Origin of the sequence: Paenibacillus sp. DRB1-1 (genome assembly GCF_052119485.1) — a bacterium.
Classification (GTDB): Bacteria; Bacillota; Bacilli; order Paenibacillales; family Paenibacillaceae; genus Paenibacillus; species Paenibacillus polymyxa_B.
The window spans coordinates 3004456-3025582 of sequence record NZ_JBODQH010000001.1; the positions used below are offsets into that span (position 1 = coordinate 3004456).

The 21127-nt window shown below is 47.4% G+C and carries 16 protein-coding genes and 1 pseudogene; 14 read left to right on the forward strand and 3 right to left on the reverse strand.

What is annotated here, in order from left to right; genetic code table 11:
- Window positions 1-152 precede the first annotated feature (152 nt).
- The 13 genes from ACQW03_RS13365 (at window position 153) to ACQW03_RS13425 (ending at window position 16334) form a co-directional block, all read left to right on the forward strand.
- Window positions 153-1802 (forward strand): DEAD/DEAH box helicase, encoded by a 1650-nt coding sequence (locus ACQW03_RS13365; RefSeq protein WP_220030356.1) that lies wholly within the window; start codon window positions 153-155, stop codon window positions 1800-1802.
- Between the two features lie 209 nt (window positions 1803-2011).
- Complete coding sequence (locus tag ACQW03_RS13370; protein ID WP_013312377.1) at window positions 2012-2914, forward strand: cation diffusion facilitator family transporter; 903 nt, start codon at window positions 2012-2014, stop codon at window positions 2912-2914.
- Window positions 2915-3005: 91 nt separating this feature from the next.
- Window positions 3006-4019 (forward strand): LCP family protein, encoded by a 1014-nt coding sequence (locus ACQW03_RS13375; protein WP_071643399.1) that lies wholly within the window; start codon window positions 3006-3008, stop codon window positions 4017-4019.
- Window positions 4020-4169: 150 nt separating this feature from the next.
- A complete protein-coding gene (locus ACQW03_RS13380; RefSeq protein WP_441950121.1) occupies window positions 4170-5333 on the forward strand; it encodes an AI-2E family transporter in 1164 nt (387 codons plus the stop codon).
- A gap of 104 nt (window positions 5334-5437) precedes the next feature.
- Entirely contained in the window at window positions 5438-6457 is a 1020-nt protein-coding gene (locus ACQW03_RS13385; protein ID WP_104497736.1) for an LLM class flavin-dependent oxidoreductase, read from the forward strand.
- Between the two features lie 229 nt (window positions 6458-6686).
- Window positions 6687-7580 (forward strand): ABC transporter ATP-binding protein, encoded by an 894-nt coding sequence (locus tag ACQW03_RS13390; RefSeq protein ID WP_441950124.1) that lies wholly within the window; start codon window positions 6687-6689, stop codon window positions 7578-7580.
- 12 nt (window positions 7581-7592) lie between these two features.
- Window positions 7593-8396 (forward strand): hypothetical protein, encoded by an 804-nt coding sequence (locus tag ACQW03_RS13395; RefSeq protein WP_441950126.1) that lies wholly within the window; start codon window positions 7593-7595, stop codon window positions 8394-8396.
- Window positions 8397-8483: 87 nt separating this feature from the next.
- A complete protein-coding gene (locus ACQW03_RS13400) occupies window positions 8484-8960 on the forward strand; it encodes a glutathione peroxidase (protein ID WP_071558123.1) in 477 nt (158 codons plus the stop codon).
- A gap of 391 nt (window positions 8961-9351) precedes the next feature.
- Window positions 9352-10713 carry an FAD-dependent oxidoreductase gene (locus tag ACQW03_RS13405; RefSeq protein ID WP_071558124.1) on the forward strand — a complete coding sequence of 454 codons (1362 nt, stop codon included), beginning with the start codon at window positions 9352-9354 and terminating at the stop codon, window positions 10711-10713.
- 387 nt (window positions 10714-11100) lie between these two features.
- Window positions 11101-11934 (forward strand): formate/nitrite transporter family protein, encoded by an 834-nt coding sequence (locus ACQW03_RS13410; protein WP_104411481.1) that lies wholly within the window; start codon window positions 11101-11103, stop codon window positions 11932-11934.
- 371 nt (window positions 11935-12305) lie between these two features.
- Window positions 12306-14438, forward strand: coding sequence for a molybdopterin-containing oxidoreductase family protein (locus tag ACQW03_RS13415; protein ID WP_441950129.1), 2133 nt, complete (start codon window positions 12306-12308; stop codon window positions 14436-14438).
- A 46-nt stretch (window positions 14439-14484) separates the two neighbouring features.
- Window positions 14485-15735 (forward strand): MFS transporter, encoded by a 1251-nt coding sequence (locus ACQW03_RS13420; RefSeq protein WP_076292706.1) that lies wholly within the window; start codon window positions 14485-14487, stop codon window positions 15733-15735.
- Window positions 15736-15839: 104 nt separating this feature from the next.
- Window positions 15840-16334, forward strand: coding sequence for a GNAT family N-acetyltransferase (locus ACQW03_RS13425; protein WP_071558126.1), 495 nt, complete (start codon window positions 15840-15842; stop codon window positions 16332-16334).
- Window positions 16335-16433: 99 nt separating this feature from the next.
- On the opposite strand, the gene ACQW03_RS13430 is transcribed toward ACQW03_RS13425, so the two are convergent.
- Both ACQW03_RS13430 and ACQW03_RS13435 read right to left on the reverse strand, forming a co-directional pair.
- A complete protein-coding gene (locus ACQW03_RS13430; protein WP_025722193.1) occupies window positions 16434-16982 on the reverse strand; it encodes a GNAT family N-acetyltransferase in 549 nt (182 codons plus the stop codon).
- Between the two features lie 84 nt (window positions 16983-17066).
- Window positions 17067-17792: a copper amine oxidase gene (locus ACQW03_RS13435; RefSeq protein ID WP_441950132.1), complete on the reverse strand. Its 726-nt coding sequence runs from the start codon at window positions 17790-17792 to the stop codon at window positions 17067-17069.
- A gap of 207 nt (window positions 17793-17999) precedes the next feature.
- On the opposite strand from ACQW03_RS13435, the gene ACQW03_RS13440 reads away from it, so the two are divergent.
- Entirely contained in the window at window positions 18000-19679 is a 1680-nt protein-coding gene (locus ACQW03_RS13440; protein WP_220030349.1) for a glutamine--tRNA ligase/YqeY domain fusion protein, read from the forward strand.
- Between the two features lie 187 nt (window positions 19680-19866).
- Here ACQW03_RS13440 and ACQW03_RS13445 read toward each other — a convergent pair.
- Window positions 19867-21086 (reverse strand): annotated as a pseudogene (locus ACQW03_RS13445) (MFS transporter); the annotation flags it as partial.
- Window positions 21087-21127: the final 41 nt, after the last annotated feature.

A 21127-nucleotide genomic window follows, 5' to 3' on the forward strand; every position in this document is an offset into this window, starting at 1 on the left:
ACGATAACGGATAAGCTCCCTTCCTGAAAAGGGTAGAATGAGAACCGATACAAAAATGGGAATTCTGAACTATGGAACGATAGATGTCATATGGCACATGAACCTATTTTACGTGACACATATTGAATACAGATAAGGGAAGTGAATACCACTTGAAGAACTTTGCAGCATTAGGCGTAGAGCAGCATTGGGTAGAAGCCTTGAAAGAACAGGGGATTTCATCCCCAACTCCTGTACAGCAGGAGTCGATTCCACTGTTGATGGAAGGCCAGGATGTTATCGCCGAGGCACATACGGGAACAGGGAAGACGCTTGCGTTTTTACTGCCGATTCTACAAAAGCTCAATTTGGATAAGCGACACCCGCAGGCGCTCGTGATTGCTCCAACTCGTGAGCTGGCGCTCCAGATTACACAGGAAGCGAACTTATTGGCGGCTACGGAGCCAGGCTTGTCGTTGCTGGCTGTCTACGGAGGACAGGATGTAGAGCGTCAGCTTCGCAAGCTGAAGGGCGGCGCACAGTTGATTATCGGTACAGCCGGACGACTGCTGGACCATCTGAGACGCGGCACACTGGATTTGAGCGGTGTTAAAATGGTGGTGCTGGATGAGGCCGACCAAATGCTGCACATGGGCTTCCTGAACGACGTAGAGACGATTCTTCAGGAAGTTCCGTACCGGAGGCAGACGATGCTGTTCTCTGCTACGATGCCAGCCGGTATTCGCAAGCTGGCTCGTGTATATATGAACGAACCCGTAGATGTCAAAGTGAAATCCGCTTCTTCCGTTCCGGTGAGCCAAATCCGTCAGGTCGTTGTGCAAACAACAGACCGTGGTAAGCAACAGGCATTGGTGGATATGCTGAATACGGATCGTCCGTACTTGGCTGTTATTTTCTGCCGTACGAAGCGCCGGGCTGCCAAACTGAACGAAGAACTGCAAGAGCTGGGCTTTGAGAGCGGTGAGCTTCACGGAGATTTGTCCCAGAACAAGCGGGAGCAAGTGATGAAGGCGTTCCGGGAAGCGAAACTCCAATTGCTCGTAGCGACTGATGTAGCTGCGCGCGGCCTGGATGTAGAAGGCGTCACGCATGTCTTTAACTATGACATGCCGCAGGATGCCGAAAGCTACATCCACCGCATCGGGCGTACCGGCCGTGCCGGAGGCAAAGGCGTGGCGGTGACGCTCGCTACACCAAGAGATGTTCCAGAGCTTCGGAACATCCAGAAAGTTGCTGGTGTCACATTCACCAGCAGTGAGGGCGGCGGACAGCGTAGACCTGCTTCCGATACGGCTGATCGACAGGGTCGAGAACGCCGTTCGGGCAGAAACGACCGCCGTTCCTACGGCGGCAACGACTCCGGCGGTGGACGCCGGGGCAGCGGCCGCGAACAGGCGGGCCGTCGTGATGCCATAGGCGGCGAACGTCGCTCTAGCCGCGACAGTAGCGAGCGCGGCGGATATGACCGCAGCAGCGGCGGTTCTGCACGCGGAGGTCAAGGCCGCTCGGCAGGACAAAGCAGCGAGCGCGGTGGATATGACCGCAGCAGCAGTGGTTCTGCACGCGGAGGCCAAGGCCGCTCGGCAGGGCAAAGCAGCGAGCGCGGCGGATATGACCGCAGCAGCGGCGGTTCTGCACGCGGAGGCCAAGGTCGCTCGGCAGGACAAAGCAGCGAGCGCGGTGGATATGACCGCAGCAGCAGTGGTTCTGCACGCGGAGGCCAAGGTGGCCGCGGTGGACAAGCCAAAGGCGGCCCGCGTGGTGGTCAAGGACAAGGAGGCCGTCGCGGACGGTCCAGATAGATAAAACTGGAGTATTCTCATAGAATACTCCAGTATGGTTATCATAATAGCCCCGGGGAGGCTCATCTTCCGGGGCTATTGTAATCTTCACCCATAACGCTTGAAGGAGCAGCACCATAAGATGACATGAGCAGCGGGGCTACCTTGAAATAAACGATTAGCGTTTAGGATACATTTTTCAAAAGATAAATTTGGAGGGGTTATACATCATGCAGGAACAGGATATGGGCAAGCGCGCCATGGTCTCAGCATGGATCAGCCTGATTAGCAACATCCTATTAACCGGCATTAAAATTATTACAGGACTTATGTTCAACAGCAAGGTGCTGGTGGCCGATGGTGTGCATAATGCAGGGGACGTGATTGCCTCTGCAACGGCACTGGGAGCGATGCGCATATCCAGCCAGCCGCCGGATGAGGATCATCCTTATGGTCACGGCAAAGCAGAAGTGATCGGTGCAAGCGTGGTGGCGGTCATATTGTTTGGAGCGGGCATATTTATCGGCTATCATTCGATTGCAGCACTGTTCGAACCGATGCCACAGGAGCATATACTGGCATTGGTGGCCGCCATTATTTCCTTGCTCTGGAAACAGTGGTTGTATATCTACACGATTCGTATCGGGAGAGCGGCCAATAGTCAGGGTCTTATTGCAACGGCAAAAGATCATCTCGCTGATGTGTACGCCTCTGGGGCTGCTGTACTGGGTATCGGTTTGGGGCTGATTGGGGAGCACTGGAGCATTTCAATCTTATCCTACGGCGACCCTATTGCGGGATTCGTAGTGGCATTGCTAGTTCTGAAATTGGCGTGGGAAATGGGCCGTGAATCCATAGATGTGCTTATGGAAAAAGCGATTGCAACGGAGGAAATTGAAAGCTACGCCGCAGCCGCACTGAGTGTAGCCGAGGTTCAACGTATTGACCGCATCCGTGCCCGTGAGCACGGCCATTATATTATCGTGGATATCCGCGCTTCAGTGGATGCCTCTTTGACGATTCAGCAGGGACACGATATTATCCGACTGATTAAGGGGGCTGTCATGAAGCGGGAACCGCGGGTTTATGAGGTGCTTGTCCATTTGAATCCATGGTATGCGGACGACCACTAGAACAGACGACGCGAATTGACAGATAACTTGCAGGGAGGGTATGCTTTTAAAAGCCGAACGATGATGAATAAAAGCGAGGTTACCCGAAAATATGCGAAAATTTTTAAAATGGTTAGGCATTTCTGTGACTGCGGCGGTTCTTTTAGTGGGCGGATATTATACGTATTCTATATATCATTTTACGAATCAAATTTCGGTTGCTTCCGGGCAAGATTCGAAATTCAAACCGCAGGCACAAACTCAAACCAATGTACAACCTGTAGAGGTATCGCTCCCACCGGAATGGGATGGGACAGAAAGAGTGAATATTCTGCTGCTAGGCGGCGACTCCCGTGGAGAGGATGCAGGGCGTTCTGACTCCGTTATGGTTGCTTCTATTGATCCGGTTACGAAAAAGGCTACACTTATGTCGATTCTTCGTGATACGTACGTCAATATCCCAGGTCATGGGCAAAGTCGATTGAATGCTGCTTTTTCCTACGGTGGACCGGATTTGACCAGACAGACCGTGAGCGATCTGTTGGGCATACCGATTCAATATTATGTGTATACTGATTTTAATGGCTTTATTGCGTTGGTTGATTCTGTGGGTGGTATTGACCTGGATGTCGAAAAAGATATGCACTATACCTCCAAGGCAGATAAACACCAGTTTGATATTGATTTGAAAAAGGGAATGCAGCACATGGACGGTAAAACAGCCTTGCAATATGTACGCTTCCGTCATGATGCGACTTCCGATTTTACGCGTACGGAGCGGCAACGCAAATTTATTACCGAGCTTGGCGGTAAAATTCAGTCAACCTCATCTCTAATTAAACTGCCAAGTATTTTAAATAGCATTTCTCCTTATATTGAAACGAATCTCAGTACTACGGAAATGCTGCAATTGGCTTCATTGGGCTTTAATATTGATGCAACAACAGTAGCGAAGCAGCAAATCCCGCCGAATGAATTGGTGCGCGGGGAAACCATTAAGGGTGCGCAGGTGTTGGGTGTGGACGAAAGAAAGCTCAAGCGCTTCATACAGAATCTTTTTGAACAGGAGAACAAACCTGTGACCACGACGGTGGATGCTGCAACTACAATTAATGATACTCCATAACCCTCGAAAGCAAGCGAAGTTCGTACGATGACGTACAACTTTGTTTGCTTTTGTGTTTATTTGGGTATAACCTTGTATATTTTGTTCCAAAAATATATCGTATCTATGAAGAACGTATACTCAATTGTGTAAAGAGAAGGGGAATGTGGTGTGGAAATAACTCCGGCATGGAAAGACCGATTCAAGAAGTTTTTTCTGAACAACAAGTTTGTGTTATTCCTGCTGGTACTGCTGCTGATCGGCTTGAATATCTTGGTGTTTACCAAAATTTCATACATATTCACACCTGTCATGGTGCTGCTGAAAACGATAATTCTCCCTGTCATTTTATCCGGCGTGTTGTACTATCTGTTCAATCCGTTGGTTGATGTGCTGGAGCGCAATAAGGTGAAACGAATATACTCCATTATTGTACTGTTTTTGCTGATTATAGGGGTTATTGCGATTGTGGTTACATCGGTGGTGCCTGTAATCCGCGATCAAATACAGGGGCTCATCCAAAATTTCCCTGACTATAGCGAACAAGTACAACGACAATTCGAGAAACTGATCGGCAGCGATTTTGTAAACCAGTTCCAGAACACCATTCAAATTAATCCATCTGAGCTGGCCTCCAAAGCATCTGAAAAGTTATCTAGCTTTATTAATAATGCATGGACGGGCGTGGGCAGCTTCTTGGGCGTGGTTACAGAAACGGTACTTGCGATTGCCACGGTTCCATTTATTCTGTTCTACTTGCTAAAAGATGGACACAAGCTGCCACCGTTTATCCTGAAAATGCTCCCGCCTATGTTTCGTAAAGAAACAGACCGCATTATGACCGAAATGAACCATCAGGTCAGTTCCTATATTCGTGGGCAGATTATTGTCAGCTTCTGTATTGGGGTGCTGTTGTATATTGGTTATCTAATCATTGGATTAGACTACTCTCTGACGCTTGCAGTCATTGCATCCTTTACGAGCGTTGTCCCCTACTTAGGTCCCGTTATTGCCATTACACCTGCGTTAATTGTAGCCTTGGTCACCTCACCGATTATGTTGCTCAAGATGGTTATCGTATGGACAGTCGTACAGCTCATTGAGGGTAAATTTATTTCTCCACAAATTATGGGTAAATCTCTTCGAGTACATCCGATCACGATTATCTTCGTTATTCTGACGGCAGGCAATTTGTTTGGTGTGGTGGGAATCGTACTGGCGGTTCCAGGTTACGCTGTCTTGAAAGTAATCGTTACACATCTGTACAGTTTCTTTAAAAAGCGTTCGCATCTCTATGAGGCGGATAAGGAGAACACAAGTCTTTACGAAAAATAAACTTTTTCACTATAAAATTGATATGGGCCCCTCTTGGGTAACTGTGGCTACGCGTGCTATAATTAGTGTCTATCCTTATTCCAAAATAGAAAGGTCAGACTTTTATGATAAAACTCAGCATTCTTGACCAATCTCCGGTATCGGAAGGCATGACGCATGCGCAGGCATTACAAAAGACCGCTGAGCTTGCTATAGAGGCGGAACGCTTGGGTTATCATCGCTTTTGGGTATCAGAGCATCATTCTGCCGCAAATCTAGCAGGCTCCAGTCCGGAGGTACTGATTTCGCATCTGGCTGCCCGTACCTCAACCATTCGAGTGGGGTCAGGTGGTGTGATGCTGCCCCATTACAGCGCTTATAAAGTAGCGGAAAACTTTCGTGTGCTGGAGGGATTGTATCCGGGTCGCATTGATCTGGGTCTGGGACGAGCGCCTGGAGGAATGCCCATTGCTACCAGAGCACTGCAAGAAGGCAAAATGCGAGGCGGTGTAGATCTATACCCTGAGCAGTTGGATGACCTGTTAGCTTATTTACATGACAGCACAGGCCATGATCACCGTTTCGGTTCGCTACAGGCGATGCCGCTCATAGAAACTGTACCGGAAATGTGGTTGCTCGGCTCCAGCGGTGATAGCGCAGGTCTCGCCGCCGAGCGTGGCGTGGGCTTTGCGTTTGCGCAGTTCATTAATGGTGAAGGCGGCACAGGGGCTATGAAGGAATACCGGGAAAGCTTCCAGCCTTCCCAGCATAGTGACCAACCGCGTTCACTTGTTGCTGTATTTGCGATCTGTGCGGATACCGAGGAGGAGGCGAATCGGTTGGCTTCCAGTATGGACTTGTCTCTTGTACTATTAGAGCAGGGAATGCGCTCCGCTGGAACACCTTCCGTCGAAAAGGCACTGGCGTATCCGTATACGCCGTTTGACCGGATGCGTATTCGTGAGAATCGCAAACGTATGGTGGTCGGTTCGCCCGAACAGGTGAAGCGTCAGATTGAGCAATTAAGTAAGGACTATAATGCCCAGGAGATCATGGTTGCGAGCATTATTCACGACTTTGATGCCAAAATGAAATCTATACGTCTCATGGCTGAAGCATTTGGACTGTCTTCTGTACAGTCATAATGCGATTCGCCGGATTTAAAAGATCACAGCTTCGAGGAGCTGTGATCTTTTTTTGAATTTTTTGAGGAAATATTGGATGATATGCACTGTATGATATAGGAAATAAACGAGTTAACACTTGATAATGATTATCAATATCTTTATTATATAAAGATAGAATGAAGTTTTGATGAAAGTCGTGCGTTAAGCCCGTGACTATATATTGGATAAGGGAAAGGGATGATTCCAAATGTTTCGTCTGAAAACGGCAAATCTGGATATTGCTTATGAAGATCGATTGATTGTAGAAGATCTGAACGTGGAAATACCGCAAGGGAAAATCACAGCCTTGGTGGGCGCAAATGGTTCTGGCAAGTCCACCATTCTGAAGACGATGGCTCGCATCATGAATCCTAAGGGCGGCAGTGTTCTGCTTGACGGTAAATCCATTCATAAGCAATCCACCCGGGAAGTAGCTAAACAGCTGGCTATTTTGCCACAAAATCCGACTGCACCGGAAGGATTAACCGTGACGGAACTGGTATCTTACGGACGTTTTCCCTATCAAAAAGGCTTTGGTTCCATGAAAGCGGAAGATCGCAAAATGGTAGAATGGGCCATTCAAGTAACGGGAATGAGCGAGTTCCACGATCGTCCGATTGATCAGCTTTCTGGCGGCCAGCGTCAGCGTGCCTGGATTGCTATGGCGCTTGCGCAGGATACGGATATTTTGTTTCTGGATGAGCCAACGACATTTTTAGATATGGCGCATCAACTGGAAGTGCTGCATTTGCTAGAGTATCTGAATACTTCGGAGGAGCGCACCATTGTTATGGTCGTGCATGATTTGAACCATGCCGCCCGGTATGCTCAGCATATGATTGCGATCAAAAAAGGGAAGGCTGAGGCGGTAGGAACTCCAACTGAGGTTATGTCCCCTGATGTGCTGCGTGAGGTGTTCGGGATTGAAGCAGATATTGTAATAGATCCTCGTACGGGTGTACCGCTCTGCCTTCCGTATGCTTTGGCTGGACAGCCTGCGGTGAGCCAAGCAGTAAAAGAAATGAATGTGGAAGATAAGCAACTCGTGGGTTCTGTTGCTGAGCGACGTGATGCCAGACCACAAGTAGCGGCAAGAGGCTAAAGAGGACATACCATGAAACCACTGGATTACGATCAGCTTGAGCAACTAGCGAAAATAGTGAGAGTCACGCCGGAGGATGCAGTATATTCTGGGCCAGTGGCTGAATGGCTTGAACCAGATAAAATCCGCTCTGTGATGGAGTATTACGGCGATCTTCTGCGTGCTGAAGACGATTTAACCGCAGCCGTTTATTTTGTGAACCAGTTGCGTGGTCTCGTGTTTGCGCAGCATTTTATGGTGTCTCTGTGTGAACGTCGTTTGGATCTGTCCGTTTCCAATCTCAGATTTCATATTTGTTATGAAGGTCAATATCCTTCTATTAGCCTCCAGGTCATCGACCTAACAGAGCTGGACAATACGCGGAACAATGGGGATGACCATTCTTCCGAACAGGCTCAGCAAGTGTTACGTGACTTTTATAGTTTGCAGATGCGGCCTATATTGGAGGCAATAGCTGCAGTGGGGAGCGCATCTATTGGGCAAATGTGGGGACAGTTTCCGTTGACATTGCTGTATTTTAAGGATAGAGTACAGCCATCGTTGACTGATCCTCAGGATGTGGAGCGCTTTGAACAAGATTATATGTATGTGACACGTGAACTGAAGGGAGAGGTATTCGGGCGTAAAAGAAATCCGTTTACGGTTCGTCTCATTGAATTGGACAATCCTTACCGTCCTGGTGAAAATACCTACATGAAACCGTCCTGTTGCCAATATTACAAGACAGGTGGAGGTCAGCGGTATTGTTATGCTTGCCCAAAAATGTCCGCTTCCGAACGCGAAGAACGCAGACTCGAAGTGATGGCATCACGGTAAAGTCACTGTGGATGTTGGCATGTCCGTCACGTTTTGGTTAAAATAGGTTATGTAACCTAAACCAAGCGACACGAAGGAGGATGCTGTATGTCTGTCTATTCACATAATGCCGTAACACCAGCGAATCAGGAGGTTTCTCTGAATACTTACACCGGTAAGGTGCTGGTTATTGCGAATACCGCCAGTAAATGTGGACTTACCCCGCAATATGGGGATTTGCAAAAGCTTTATGACGAATATAAGGATCGGGGATTAGTTGTATTAGGATTTCCTTGCAACCAATTTGGCGGTCAGGAGCCGGGCAGCAGCGAGGAAGCGGCTGAATTTTGCCAACTGAATTACGGGGTTAGTTTCCCGGTATTCGCCAAAGTGGACGTCAACGGACCGGATACAGCGCCTCTGTTTGAATATTTAAAAAAGCAACAGCCTGGAGAACAGGAAGATGGGACAATTCAGTGGAATTTCACGAAATTCATTGTGAATCGTGAAGGTGTACCTGTGGGTCGTTTTGAACCGAAGGAGTCACCAGAAGCGATGAAAGCAGCTATTGAGCAATTGCTATAGTAGCTTCGCTTTAATTCCAATGTATATGTTTAAAAAGGGTCTGATTTCCGGAATGTCTCCGGGAAACGGACCTTTTTTGTTCTCTACATATGCATTTGTCTGAGGTGTGTTGAATCATGTGAAGGTCGATTCCAAGGGCATAATCAGGGGGCTTACAGGGAAAACTGGATGGAGCAAAGAAACATTTCAGCAAACGACTGAACTCGGCTATCCTTTCTTTTTTAAATGTGGACAAATTGTGAATATCTTAAAAAGCTATTGTAATGTGAAAAATATCACACTATAATAAGCGCATGAAGTGAAATAAATCACAAACACTAACGAGCTGTTTACGTGAAACTATTCACAATTATTATACATTTTATGCCCACACACCAAGGAGGAATTTAACATGAAAGTAGCAGTTATCGGATGTACACACGCAGGCACGGCAGCTATCGTCAACACAGCTAAATGTTATCCAGATGCCGAAATTACCGTTTATGAGCGTAATGATAATATTTCATTCTTATCTTGTGGTATTGCTCTGTACGTAGGTGGTGTCGTCAAAGATCCGCACGGACTGTTTTATTCGTCTCCAGATCAACTGGCTGACTTGGGTGTAGAGACCAAGATGCTTCATGAGGTAACGAGTGTGGATACGGCAGGCAAGACGCTGCATGCACGTAATCTCCAAACAGGCGAAGAATTTACAGACACATTTGATAAATTAATTGTGACCACAGGATCATGGCCCATTATTCCGAAGCTGGAAGGCATTGAACTTGATCATATTTTGCTCTGTAAAAACTATAATCATTCGAATGATATCATTGAGAAAGCCCAGCACGTACAGAACATTACAGTCGTCGGAGCTGGATACATTGGTGTTGAACTGGTAGAAGCTTTCCAAATGAACGGTAAAAACGTAACACTGATCGACAGTGCTGATCGTATATTGAATAAGTATTTGGACCATGAGTATACAGACCGGATTGAAAGTTCCCTGAAGGAGCATGGCATTAAGCTGGTACTTGGCGAGACGGTGAGTCGTTTTGAGGGTACGAACGGTAAGGTGAGTAAAGTCGTGACCTCTAAAGGGGAATATGAAACAGAGCTTGTTATTCTCTGCATCGGTTTCCGACCTCAAACGGATCTGCTCAAAGGTCAGGTAGATATGTTGCCTAACGGTGCGATCATTGTGGATAACTATATGCAAAGTAGCTGCCCGGACGTGTTTGCAGCAGGTGACAGTTGTGCAATCCGCTATAATCCGACAGGCAAAACGGCTTATATCCCTTTGGCAACCAACGCAGTTCGTATGGGTACGCTGGTAGCACGTAATCTGGTACAACCAACCATTGCCTACATGGGAACCCAAGGAACTTCGGGTATCAAAATTTACGAAGACAATATCGCAGGAACAGGCATGACGGAAGCGGCGGCAAAGGACGAAGGCATGACTGTAGAAGCTGTAACCATTGAGGACAGCTACCGGCCTGAATTTATGCCAACCTCCGAAAAGGTATTACTGAAAGTGGTATATGAGCAGGAGACACGAAGAATTTTGGGTGCTCAAATTATGTCGAAGGTGGATTTGACGCAATCCATTAACACGCTATCTGTAGCCATTCAAAATCATATGACTATTGACCAGTTGGCCTTTGTCGATTTCTTCTTCCAGCCGCATTATAACAAGCCTTGGAATTTCCTGAACGCAGCAGGTTTACAAGCATTGCCTACAATATCCGAACGGAACCCAGTTACTGTATAATTCGGTTTGTCTGTGACATTGTTCATAAGTTTGTCAACAATCTGAGGCGTACGAATGAATCCTTATAGTACAATATAGAGTAGCATAAGGATCAGGGGGGAAGTAGCTTATGGGTTTGTTTTATATCCTTTTTCTTGTAGTCGTGGCGCTGGTAGGCCTCGGTGGAGTTATTTGGTTCTTGAGAGCAGTTGAAAAGGAAGAATACAATTAAATGTAAAGCGCGTAGTAGCGCAGTAGATGCAATAATACAGAAAGACAGTCCTTTTTCCAAGGGCTGTTTTTTTTATAGTTAATAAAGTGATTTTTTTCACAAACATAATCACTGATTTTAAATAAAATATGAGAGAAGAATATTCGAGTAAAAAGATGTTAAAGGAGCGGGAACATATGGCAAGCTATAAGCCGGGGCAAATTGCCGAAAAGACGGTAGAAACAGGAGTGGCTAAAGCGAACAACCCGTGGACTGTGTCGGTGGTATTGGGATTTTTGGCAGGTGCATTTATTGCACTCGGGTTTTTGCTGGATATACGTGTCATCGCAAGCGCACCTAAGGAATGGGGGAGTATTGCTACCTTTATTGGAGCTTCCGTGTTCCCTGTAGGTCTCGTGTTGGTATTGATCGCTGGCGGAGAATTGCTGACCGGTAATATGATGGCTGTCCCTTTGGCGAGATGGGCAGGACGGATTAAGACCGGCGCTATGTTCCGTAATTTGGCCATTATTACGCTCAGTAATTTTGCAGGTGCGTTATTTGTTGCATTTTTCTTTGGGCATGTGCTGGGTATGACAGAGACGGGCCCTTACTTGGACAAAGTGGTGGATATGGCAGGACATAAGCTGCATGAAAGCTTTTTGCAGTCGTTTATATCGGGTATAGGATGTAACTGGCTCGTAGCACTGGCTGTATGGCTGGCATATAGCACAGACTCAATCGGTGGCAAGATTATGGGGATTTGGTTCCCGACAATGGCCTTTGTCGCTATTGGATTTCAGCACGTTGTTGCCAATATGTTTCTCATTCCGGCGGCTATTTTTGCAGGCCACTTTTCATGGGCAGATTATGTTATGAACTTCATTCCGGTATGGCTGGGGAATTTGGTAGGAGGTAGCCTGTTTGTGGCTGGAGCCTACTGGTTGGCCTATTTGAAAAAGCCTCAAGCCAACGCACATCCAGTGAATGAATCTCCAACTACTTCTTCGGTTGCACATCAAATCCGTTGAGTGATCCTGCTTAATTATGGTACTTTAAACAGCAATGAACAAAGCAAATCCGCCATGACAGGCCCGGGGGAACGAAACCTGTCATGGCGGATTTTTTTGGGAGTGGTCCATGATTTGGCATGGAGGATGAGTGTGCTCTCGTCCATAATGCCTTGATCTCTTTTACCCTCGGTAAGAAATGATGAAACAGGGTGATAAAAAAATAATTATGATTTTTAAAAATCCGTTTTGCTGTATACAGCAGACGGATTTTTTAATATTTTGGAGAGCGGCTGTGTGGGAAAATCCTTCTCTTGCCATAGGTCAAAGCTGTAGATATGATAAGATCAGTGTAATTTTTGGAAACGGTAACGGAAAGGAGCATCAACACTATGGATCATCGCAATAGCGCGCCTCCTGAGGCCACGCTTCAACAAGACTTACAAAGGGGACAGCGGATGACGGAGCAGCAGGCCGGTATTTTTCCGGCTGTATGCCCGTTAGATTGCCCGGATACGTGTGGGCTCCTGCTTCACAAGGAAAATGGAAAGATAGTCAAGGTGACTGGGAACCCGGATCATCCTATTACCAAAGGGGCTATTTGTAACAAAGTTCGCAATATGACGGAGCGGGTATATGATCCTGATCGGGTGCTCTATCCGTTGAAACGTATAGGCCCCAAAGGAGAAGGGAAGTTTGAACGAATTAGCTGGGAGGAAGCGGTCGATACCATTACAGGTCGGTTCAAGGAGCTGATACGTACGGACGGATCGGAATCTATTCTCCCCTACAGCTTTTATGGCAATATGGGCGTATTGAGTGTGGATGGAATGGATCGCCGATTTTTTAATGCGCTGGGTTCAAGCCAACTGGATCAGACGATATGCAGTGTGGCAGGGAATGAAGGCTGGGCGTCCGTTATGGGTTTTAAGGGCGGCACCAGCCCGGAGGATACGGAGGATGCAGACCTCATTATTGTGTGGGGTGGAAATGTCATTAGTACCAACATGCATCAGGTCGTTTTGGCTGAGAAGGCACGTAAAAAAGGTGCTAAGGTGGTCGTTATTGACGTTCATCGCAACCGGACGGCGCAATGGGCGGATTGGTTCATTCCGTTATATCCGGGGACGGATACGGCGCTCGCGCTGGGTGTTATGAATGTGCTGTTCGCTCAGGGACTGACGGACGACGAATTTTTACACCGCTACACGGTAGGCCATGAGGAACTGCGCGAGCATGTTAAGACATATACACCAGAGCGAGTTTCGCGGATTACCGGCGTGCCGGAAGCAGATATTATCCGTTTAGCGGAAATGTACGGAACTGCGCGAGCAGCGTATATCAATATCGGCAATGGGCTTCAGCATCATGATAATGGCGGTATGAATGTACGTGCGGTTACATGCTTGCCTGCGCTCACTGGACAATGGCTGAAGCACGGCGGGGGAGCATCACGCTCTAATGGCGCTTATGGCAAGTTTAACGGCGCCAATCTGGCGCGTCCTGATCTGCGACAGAACCCGGATGCCCGGGTGATCAACATGAACCGGATCGGAGAAGCGCTGCTACAGAAGGAACAGCCAATTAAGGCGTTATTCGTATACTGCAGTAACCCGGTAGTTGTAGCTCCCGATTCGGAACGGGTGACTGAAGGATTTGAACGAGAGGATTTGTTCACAGTCGTACATGACCTGTTTCTTACGGATACGGCCCGTTATGCCGATATTGTGCTGCCTGCAGCGTCTTCCTTTGAAGGTACGGACCTATATAAATCCTACTGGCATCACTATGTCCAGATGCAGGAACCCGTCATTGCTCCACTCGGGGAAAGCAAAAGCAATTATGAGCTGTTTAGCCTGCTCGGACGGGCTATGGGCTTTGACGAAGCTGCCTTTACGGAAAGTGAAGAGGACATGATCGCAGGCGCGCTTGATAATCCAACGAACCCTTATCTCAACGGTGTAACCTTGGAAGCCTTAAAAGAGTCACCTTTTGTAAAGCTCGATATGTCGCCAAAGGCCACTTATTTGGATCGTTTAACCACGCCTTCAGGCAAGATTGAACTATATTCGGAAAAAATGAAACAAGCAGGTCTGCCCGCGATGCCTTCATATGTGCCGCTGATCGAAGGGTATGATGGCGAGCATCGACCGCAAGCGGACGAGCGGTTTCCATTAATGTTTATTTCACCGCCAAACCATAATTTTCTGAATTCTACTTTCGCTAACTTACCCAAGCATCAGCGGCTGGAGTGGGAGCCCTTGCTACAAATTCACCCGGAGGATGCTCAGACCAGAGGCATCGCGGATGGGGAACCGGTTACCGTATGGAATGATCGGGGGACGTATGAGCTGAAAGCCAAAGTCACCGATCTGATGCTGCCCGGTACAGTGATTAGCCAGGGATTATGGTGGGAAGGCAAAGGACGCAGACAGCGTGCCAATGTGTTAACCTCTGATCGGCTGTCGGATATGGGACAGGGGGCTACTTTCTTCTCAACGGTGGTGAATGTGAAGCGCCAATGAGATAATGCCATTTATGGCGTCAGATGCAAAAGGAGAAACAAAAGATATGAAATGGTTGGAGTCTTATCCGAAAGAAGTGAAAGTGTTTCTCGTTGCTAGCCTGATTAACTCCGCTGGAAGTTCCTTGATGTGGCCGTTGGTTAGCATGTATGTGTTTGACGAACTGAACCGTAGTATGGGAGATGCAGGGATTGCGATTTTAGTGCAGTCTCTGGGCGGGATTTTTGGTCAAGTGCTGGGCGGAGCCCTCTATCATCGTATTGGAGCCAAAAAATTGATTGTTGGCTCACTGGCGATGAACGCGCTGGGACTTCTCACGCTTCCATTTACCAGTGGTCATTGGGTAGCGTTTGTCATCATGATGGGCTTTATCGGCTTTTTTAATGTCGTATCTGTGCCTGCGATTCAGGCCTTTGTAGGTTTTCGTTTCGCTGACCGTCGTGGAGAGCTGTTTAATATTATTTATGTCGCTAACAATATTGGGGTTGCAGTGGGTACGGGATTGAGTGGCGTTCTGGCTGACCTTTCCTATCAGCTCAGCTTTGTGATGAACGGGGTGACTTCTGCGGTATTTGCCGGGTTCTTCTGGTCTTATCTAAGTAGGGTGGATCGGGAAGAGGGAGAAGTACAGCTCAGCAAGTCCGTGAAGAAAAGAGAGGAAATACCAGCTCGTTTGCTGTTTCGTGATACCAGATTGTATCTCTTTGTGGGGTTAGGCTCGCTTTTTTTATGGTTCGGCAATTCGATCTGGAATACAGGAGTGTCTCCCCATATTATTGAGCAGGGCTTGCCTAAAACGATGTATGGGTTACTATGGACGCTGAATGGTATCCTTATTTTTGCTGCACAACCCATTATTTTTTGGATAAAACGACTGTACGCTCATCACGCTTCAGCGCAAATGACATGGGCCGGAGGATTTTATTTGGCGGCTTATATTGTCATGCTGGGCACACAGAACTATACTGGAATGATATTCGCTATGGTTCTGGCGACCCTGGGAGAAATGCTGATTGCACCTGCGGTTCCAGCATTCCTGTCTGATCATGGAGGTCGGGGTGCACCCTTTTACATTGGGCTTGTGGGGGGCATTGGCGCAGCCGGACGGGTAATGGGGCCTTATATTATGGGGAAGTTGTATGATGGCGGTGGGTTACCGCCTACACTTTGGCTGGCATCAGGCGTAGCAGTGTTGTCGATCCTGTTTTTCGTCCTGCATAGCTGGATGAACCGTTTCCGGCATCATTCGGATACTTTGGATACTACGACATCCAAGGTAGATGCTCCCAGTTCTTAAGTCCTAATAAAAGTGCAGTAATATGCTGTAATTATGGTACAATAAGTGACGAATGGTTGTAGTTATTGCTTCAGGAAAGCCTTCACAGGAAGGATTGAAAGGAATTGTTTACAAGTCAACCCTTGACAATACGTCATTCGGAGATGAAGGATGCTCCTGATCTGATTGCGCTGGATGAATTGGTATGGAATGAACGCACGGCTCCCGCTTCGCTGTCTTGGAAGTCGCGCGGAGAGTTTCTGCGCAATACGCCTCCAGGCTCTCAACTGGTCGCCATCGAACAGGAAGTACTCTGCGGGTATATTGGATTTCGTTCTCCAACGCTGTTGGCTAGTAATTGTCATGTACTCGAAATAAATATAGCTGTACATCCAGCTTACCATCGTAAAGGTATTGGGACAGCGCTCATGAAATCCATGAAGGACATTGCAGCTGCCGAGGGCATACGCAAGTTGAGTTTGCGTGTACTCTCATGCAACACGGAAGCCCTTATGTTTTATGAAAAAAGTGGTTTCGCGATTGAAGGACGTTTGCATGAGGAGTTTTACATAGCAGGCCAATTCGTGGATGATGTGTTAATGGCCTATTTTTTAAAATAGGCGGGAGGCTACAGACAGTAATATTCGGTTTTATGCCCGGCCTAAACAAACAACGCCGCAGGCCTGATCAGGTCTGCGGCGTTGTTGTACAATACAATATTACCGAAGTTGCTTCCATTCATTTTGGAGCATACCATACACTGCGTGGTTCATGTAGCCGTCGGGCAGCAATTCCGCTTCGCGTACAATGCCTTCGAGCACAAAGCCCAAACGTTCTGGAATACCGCGGCTGCGGCGGTTCGTAGTTGCACAACGGATTTCGACCCGATGCAAGTTCAGCTCCATCAAAGCATACTCAACGAATACGCGGCAGGCGCTGGTCATAAGACCTTGTCCTTCGTACCCGTGTCCAAGCCAGTATCCGATGCTAACAGAGCGGTGAGTCCAATTGATCTCATGGTAGCTGATGATGCCAGCAAGCTCGTTGTCTATCCAAATTCCGGCGGTCAGACTACCGTTCTCTGCGGCTTGTTTCAAGGCGCCCTGCACGAACTGCTCTGTGTGGCTGATTTCCGTGGTAGAGTCTACCCATGGAAGCCATTGACGCAGGCGGTCACGGGACATTTCGATCAGCTCAAACAGAGGCTGCACATGCTCCTTGGTGAGCGGCCGAAGGACTGTGCGTTCGTCCAACGCATATGTAAACATGATTGATCCCCTCTTTCACTCGGAAAATCGCTAAACCAGCCAGTCTAGCATTTAATCCCATGCTACCTTATTCTGCGAGAGTCGTCAAAAGGGAGAGGAAGCTTCAAATTCTATAGGTCCCACCCGGAACCGTTCGTGCTCGTATACATATTTCAGATCCAAATCCCCTACAAATTCGGTTGGGGATACACTGCCAGATACAGTGGCTTGCAGAGGAAGCTGTTCGGCATCATACATGACGACAGAGCTAAAATCGAGATGTTTTGTAAATTGGGCTGGATCATCATAAAATACGGATGCTTTAGGGTCTATCGTGTGTGTAACACCGTCAATCGTAACAGCAATATGGACCTGGCGGTTGTGGTCACGTAGCTCCACTGAGCTGTGTACGCGCTGGGACACAGCATCTGCTGCCGATTCGACCGCATATTCTTCCATCGTGCGTGCGTTAACAATATGCAATTCCTGCAATTCGACACCCGTTCCCGAGGCGCGTGTGATAATCACGACGGCTTCACGAACACCATCCCCGTTCACATCCCTGTAATATAATTGTGGTACGGTGGAGATATCTGCCGAGCCCGACCATCGGAATGTGCGGCGTTGCTGAGCGATTTCCAGTACAGCCGAATGGAATAATCCCTGTGACGGATTAACAGCATATAAGCGGACGGATGAGTCTTCTGGAGCACTGGCTAGCGGACGAGATTGTACGGTTTCGTTCACCGGGCCCGGTGAAGGATGGCCGGAAGTCATGACGGAAGAGGACAAAAGCATAGACAGCAGGATCACAATGAGCAGCTTAAACACGGGTGGGTCTCCTTTTCCGGGCAAAATAAAAGATATATACACTATAACGAATTTATTTGCCGAAAATGTTAACTCTTTTTCATAACTTGTCACTTTTTTTGCTGAAGCGAGCATAAGGATTTTCATTTTATTGAGTTATGCGGTGTGAAAGGGTATATTTAAGGGAACAGGTTTTACACAGATTATACGGAAGAAAGGTTGATTAGCGTGGAGAAGCCGATCACTCCCCCCAATTTTATTAAAAATGTTATTGAAGAGGATTTACGTACGGGTAAGGTAAAGGAGGTTGTTACACGATTTCCGCCTGAACCTAACGGATATTTGCATATTGGACATGCCAAAGCTATCTGGATCAATTTTTCGCTGGGAGATGAATTCGGAGGACGCACAAATCTGCGTTTTGACGACACCAATCCGGCGAAGGAAGACACGGAATATGTGAACTCCATCCAGGAGGACGTGAAGTGGCTCGGTTATGAATGGGAGGAAAAACATTTTGCCTCCAATTATTTCGAAGAAATGTACAAGCGTGCTATCCTGCTGATCCAAAAGGGTAAAGCCTACGTGGATGATCAAAGCGCGGACCAAATCCGCGAAACTCGTGGCACACTGACCGAACCGGGGCAAAATAGCCCTTATCGGGATCGCAGTGTGGAAGACAATCTGAAGCTGTTTGAAGAGATGCGTGCAGGCAAATACCAAAATGGTGAAAAGGTGCTGCGTGCCAAAATTGATATGGCTTCAGGAAACATTAATTTACGTGATCCGGTTATTTACCGCATTTCACACACAGCACATCACAATACAGGCGACACATGGTGCATCTATCCAATGTACTCCTATGCTCATCCGCTGGAAGATGCGATTGAGGGAGTAACGCACTCGCTCTGTTCGCTGGAGTTCGAAGATCAGCGCCCGCTGTACGATTGGGTTGTAGCTGAATGCGAGATGGAAAAGGTACCGCACCAATACGAATTTGGACGGCTGAACCTGGCTCAAACCGTAACCAGCAAACGTAAGCTCAAGCTTCTGGTCGATGAAAAGCACGTAGATGGTTGGGATGATCCGCGTATGCCGACGATTTCCGGTTTACGTCGTCGCGGCTACACGCCGGAGGCCATCCGCAGCTTCGTATATGAGACAGGCATTTCCAAAGCCTACGGAGTCATCGATTTGCAGGTGCTGGAGCATTTTGTACGTGAGGATTTGAAGCTTAAGGCACCTCGCACCATGGCAGTCATAGATCCGTTGAAGGTGGTTATCACAAACTATCCTGAAAGACAAGTTGAGATGCTGGAGGCGGAAAATAATACTGAAAATCCGGAACTCGGTACACGTCAAATTCCGTTTTCCCGTGAAATTTATATTGAGCGTGAGGACTTCATGGAAAATCCACCGAGCAAATACTTCCGTTTGTTCCCTGGTAATGAAGTACGTCTCAAACATGCTTACTTCATTAAATGCAACGATGTGATTAAGGATGCGGACGGAAATGTAACGGAGATTCACTGTACCTATGATGTAGAAACCAAGAGCGGATCAGGCTTTACTGGACGTAAAGTGAAAGGCACGATCCACTGGGTAGAGGCTACTCAGGCTGTACCTGCCGAATTCCGTTTGTATGAGCCTTTGATTAACGCAGAGGACACGGAAGAGATTGAAGAGGATGCATCGGAAAAAACATTCCTTGACCAATTGAATCCGAACTCTTTGGAAATTGCTCATGGCTATGTCGAGCCGAACATGAAAGAAGCTCAATCGCAGGACAAGTTCCAATTTTTCCGTCATGGTTATTTCAGTGTCGATCCGAAGCTGTCCAAGCCGGGTGAGCCTGTATTTAACCGTGTTGTATCGTTGAAAAGCTCTTTCCAATTGCCTAAGCAATAGGTTGTTGGAAAGTGTGGGAGAGATGGTAGCTTCATGCGACCAAGTTGAAAAGGAGTCTGCCGTCGGCAGACTCCTTTATTTTACGCATGCACACTCTTTATCCATGATCATTGACTTGACGATACTCTATTGTCTTTGCTAACAAGCCAGAAGGGAAGAGGGGATAGCTCATTCCTCTAGTGTTGTTAGGGGCTTCTTCTATTCGTTTGTGCCCGCTGGCAGTCCTGGCTGATAACCGTTCTTGTACAGCATATACCACATGATAGCGAATCCCACAGAGCCAAGTAGGGCGAAAAAGACCCCTGCATGGTACATCATTTCTCCGCCAAAGTTCTGGAATAGCCAACCTCCTGCAAAACCTGCTACGATACCGGATATACCACTCCAGGTCAAGGTATATACGGCCTGTCCGGATGATCGGTATGCTGCAGGAGTAAATAGGACGGTCAACTGGGTGCCTACATAGAAGTATCCACCGAAGGTGACGCAATGAAGTGCCTGAATGAACACGATCTGAATCGGGTCTGTGGCCAGAGCCATCAGTTCCCACCGTAAGGCAAACAGCAAACTGACGAGTGCCAAACAGCCGACCATCACGGTCATTCTTTTCTTCAAGAAGCGATCAAACAGCAAAAATACAATAATTTCGAATACCGATGACATAAAAACAGCAAAACCAAGCATCTGTTTGGACCCACCCAGTTCGGTGATATACAGGGACATAAAGGCGCTGTTGATCGAATTCGGGATGGATACAAGGATGCCCAATAAAATAAAGGATATAAAGTATCCGTTCATTAAAACGCTGCCAAAGCCACGCAAATGAATGGTTGCTGTCTCCACAGTGCTTTTCAATGGTGGAATCGACAAGGTGCAGATCAATGCAGCCAGAAGAAGTACCGTAAAGATGGTGGATATGCTGGATATCCCCGTTTGGTCAATAACTATGCCAGCAACTGCCGCTGTCACAGCCCAGCCGAAGGAACCCCATATACGGAATGAACCAAATTTCCGGTCTGTGCCCTCAATATAGCTGAGAATTAGGCTGTTGCTTTGCGCAAATAAAGGGCTTTGGAAAAAATAAAAACCAATCATCGCCACATAAATCATGATATACGTATGGACATGAAATAAAGCCTGTAGTAATAACAAGGTACCTATAATCATAAATAGCAGAATACGTCGGAGGTTACGGCTCCGGTCGCTTGTATAGCCCCAAAAAGGGTTCGCGAATACGGATACAAAAGGTCCGATAGCCATCAGACTCCCGATCTCCAGCTTGTCCATGCCGATATCTTGCAGATACAACGGGAAGAAGCTGGAGAAAATGACCATAGCTCCATATAGAAAAAAATTATACAGTTTTAAGGAATATAGAGGAGTCTCTTGAATTTCTCTCTTTTGCAAGACAAGCCATTCCTTTCTTAGCCCGATAGAGAATTGCGCAT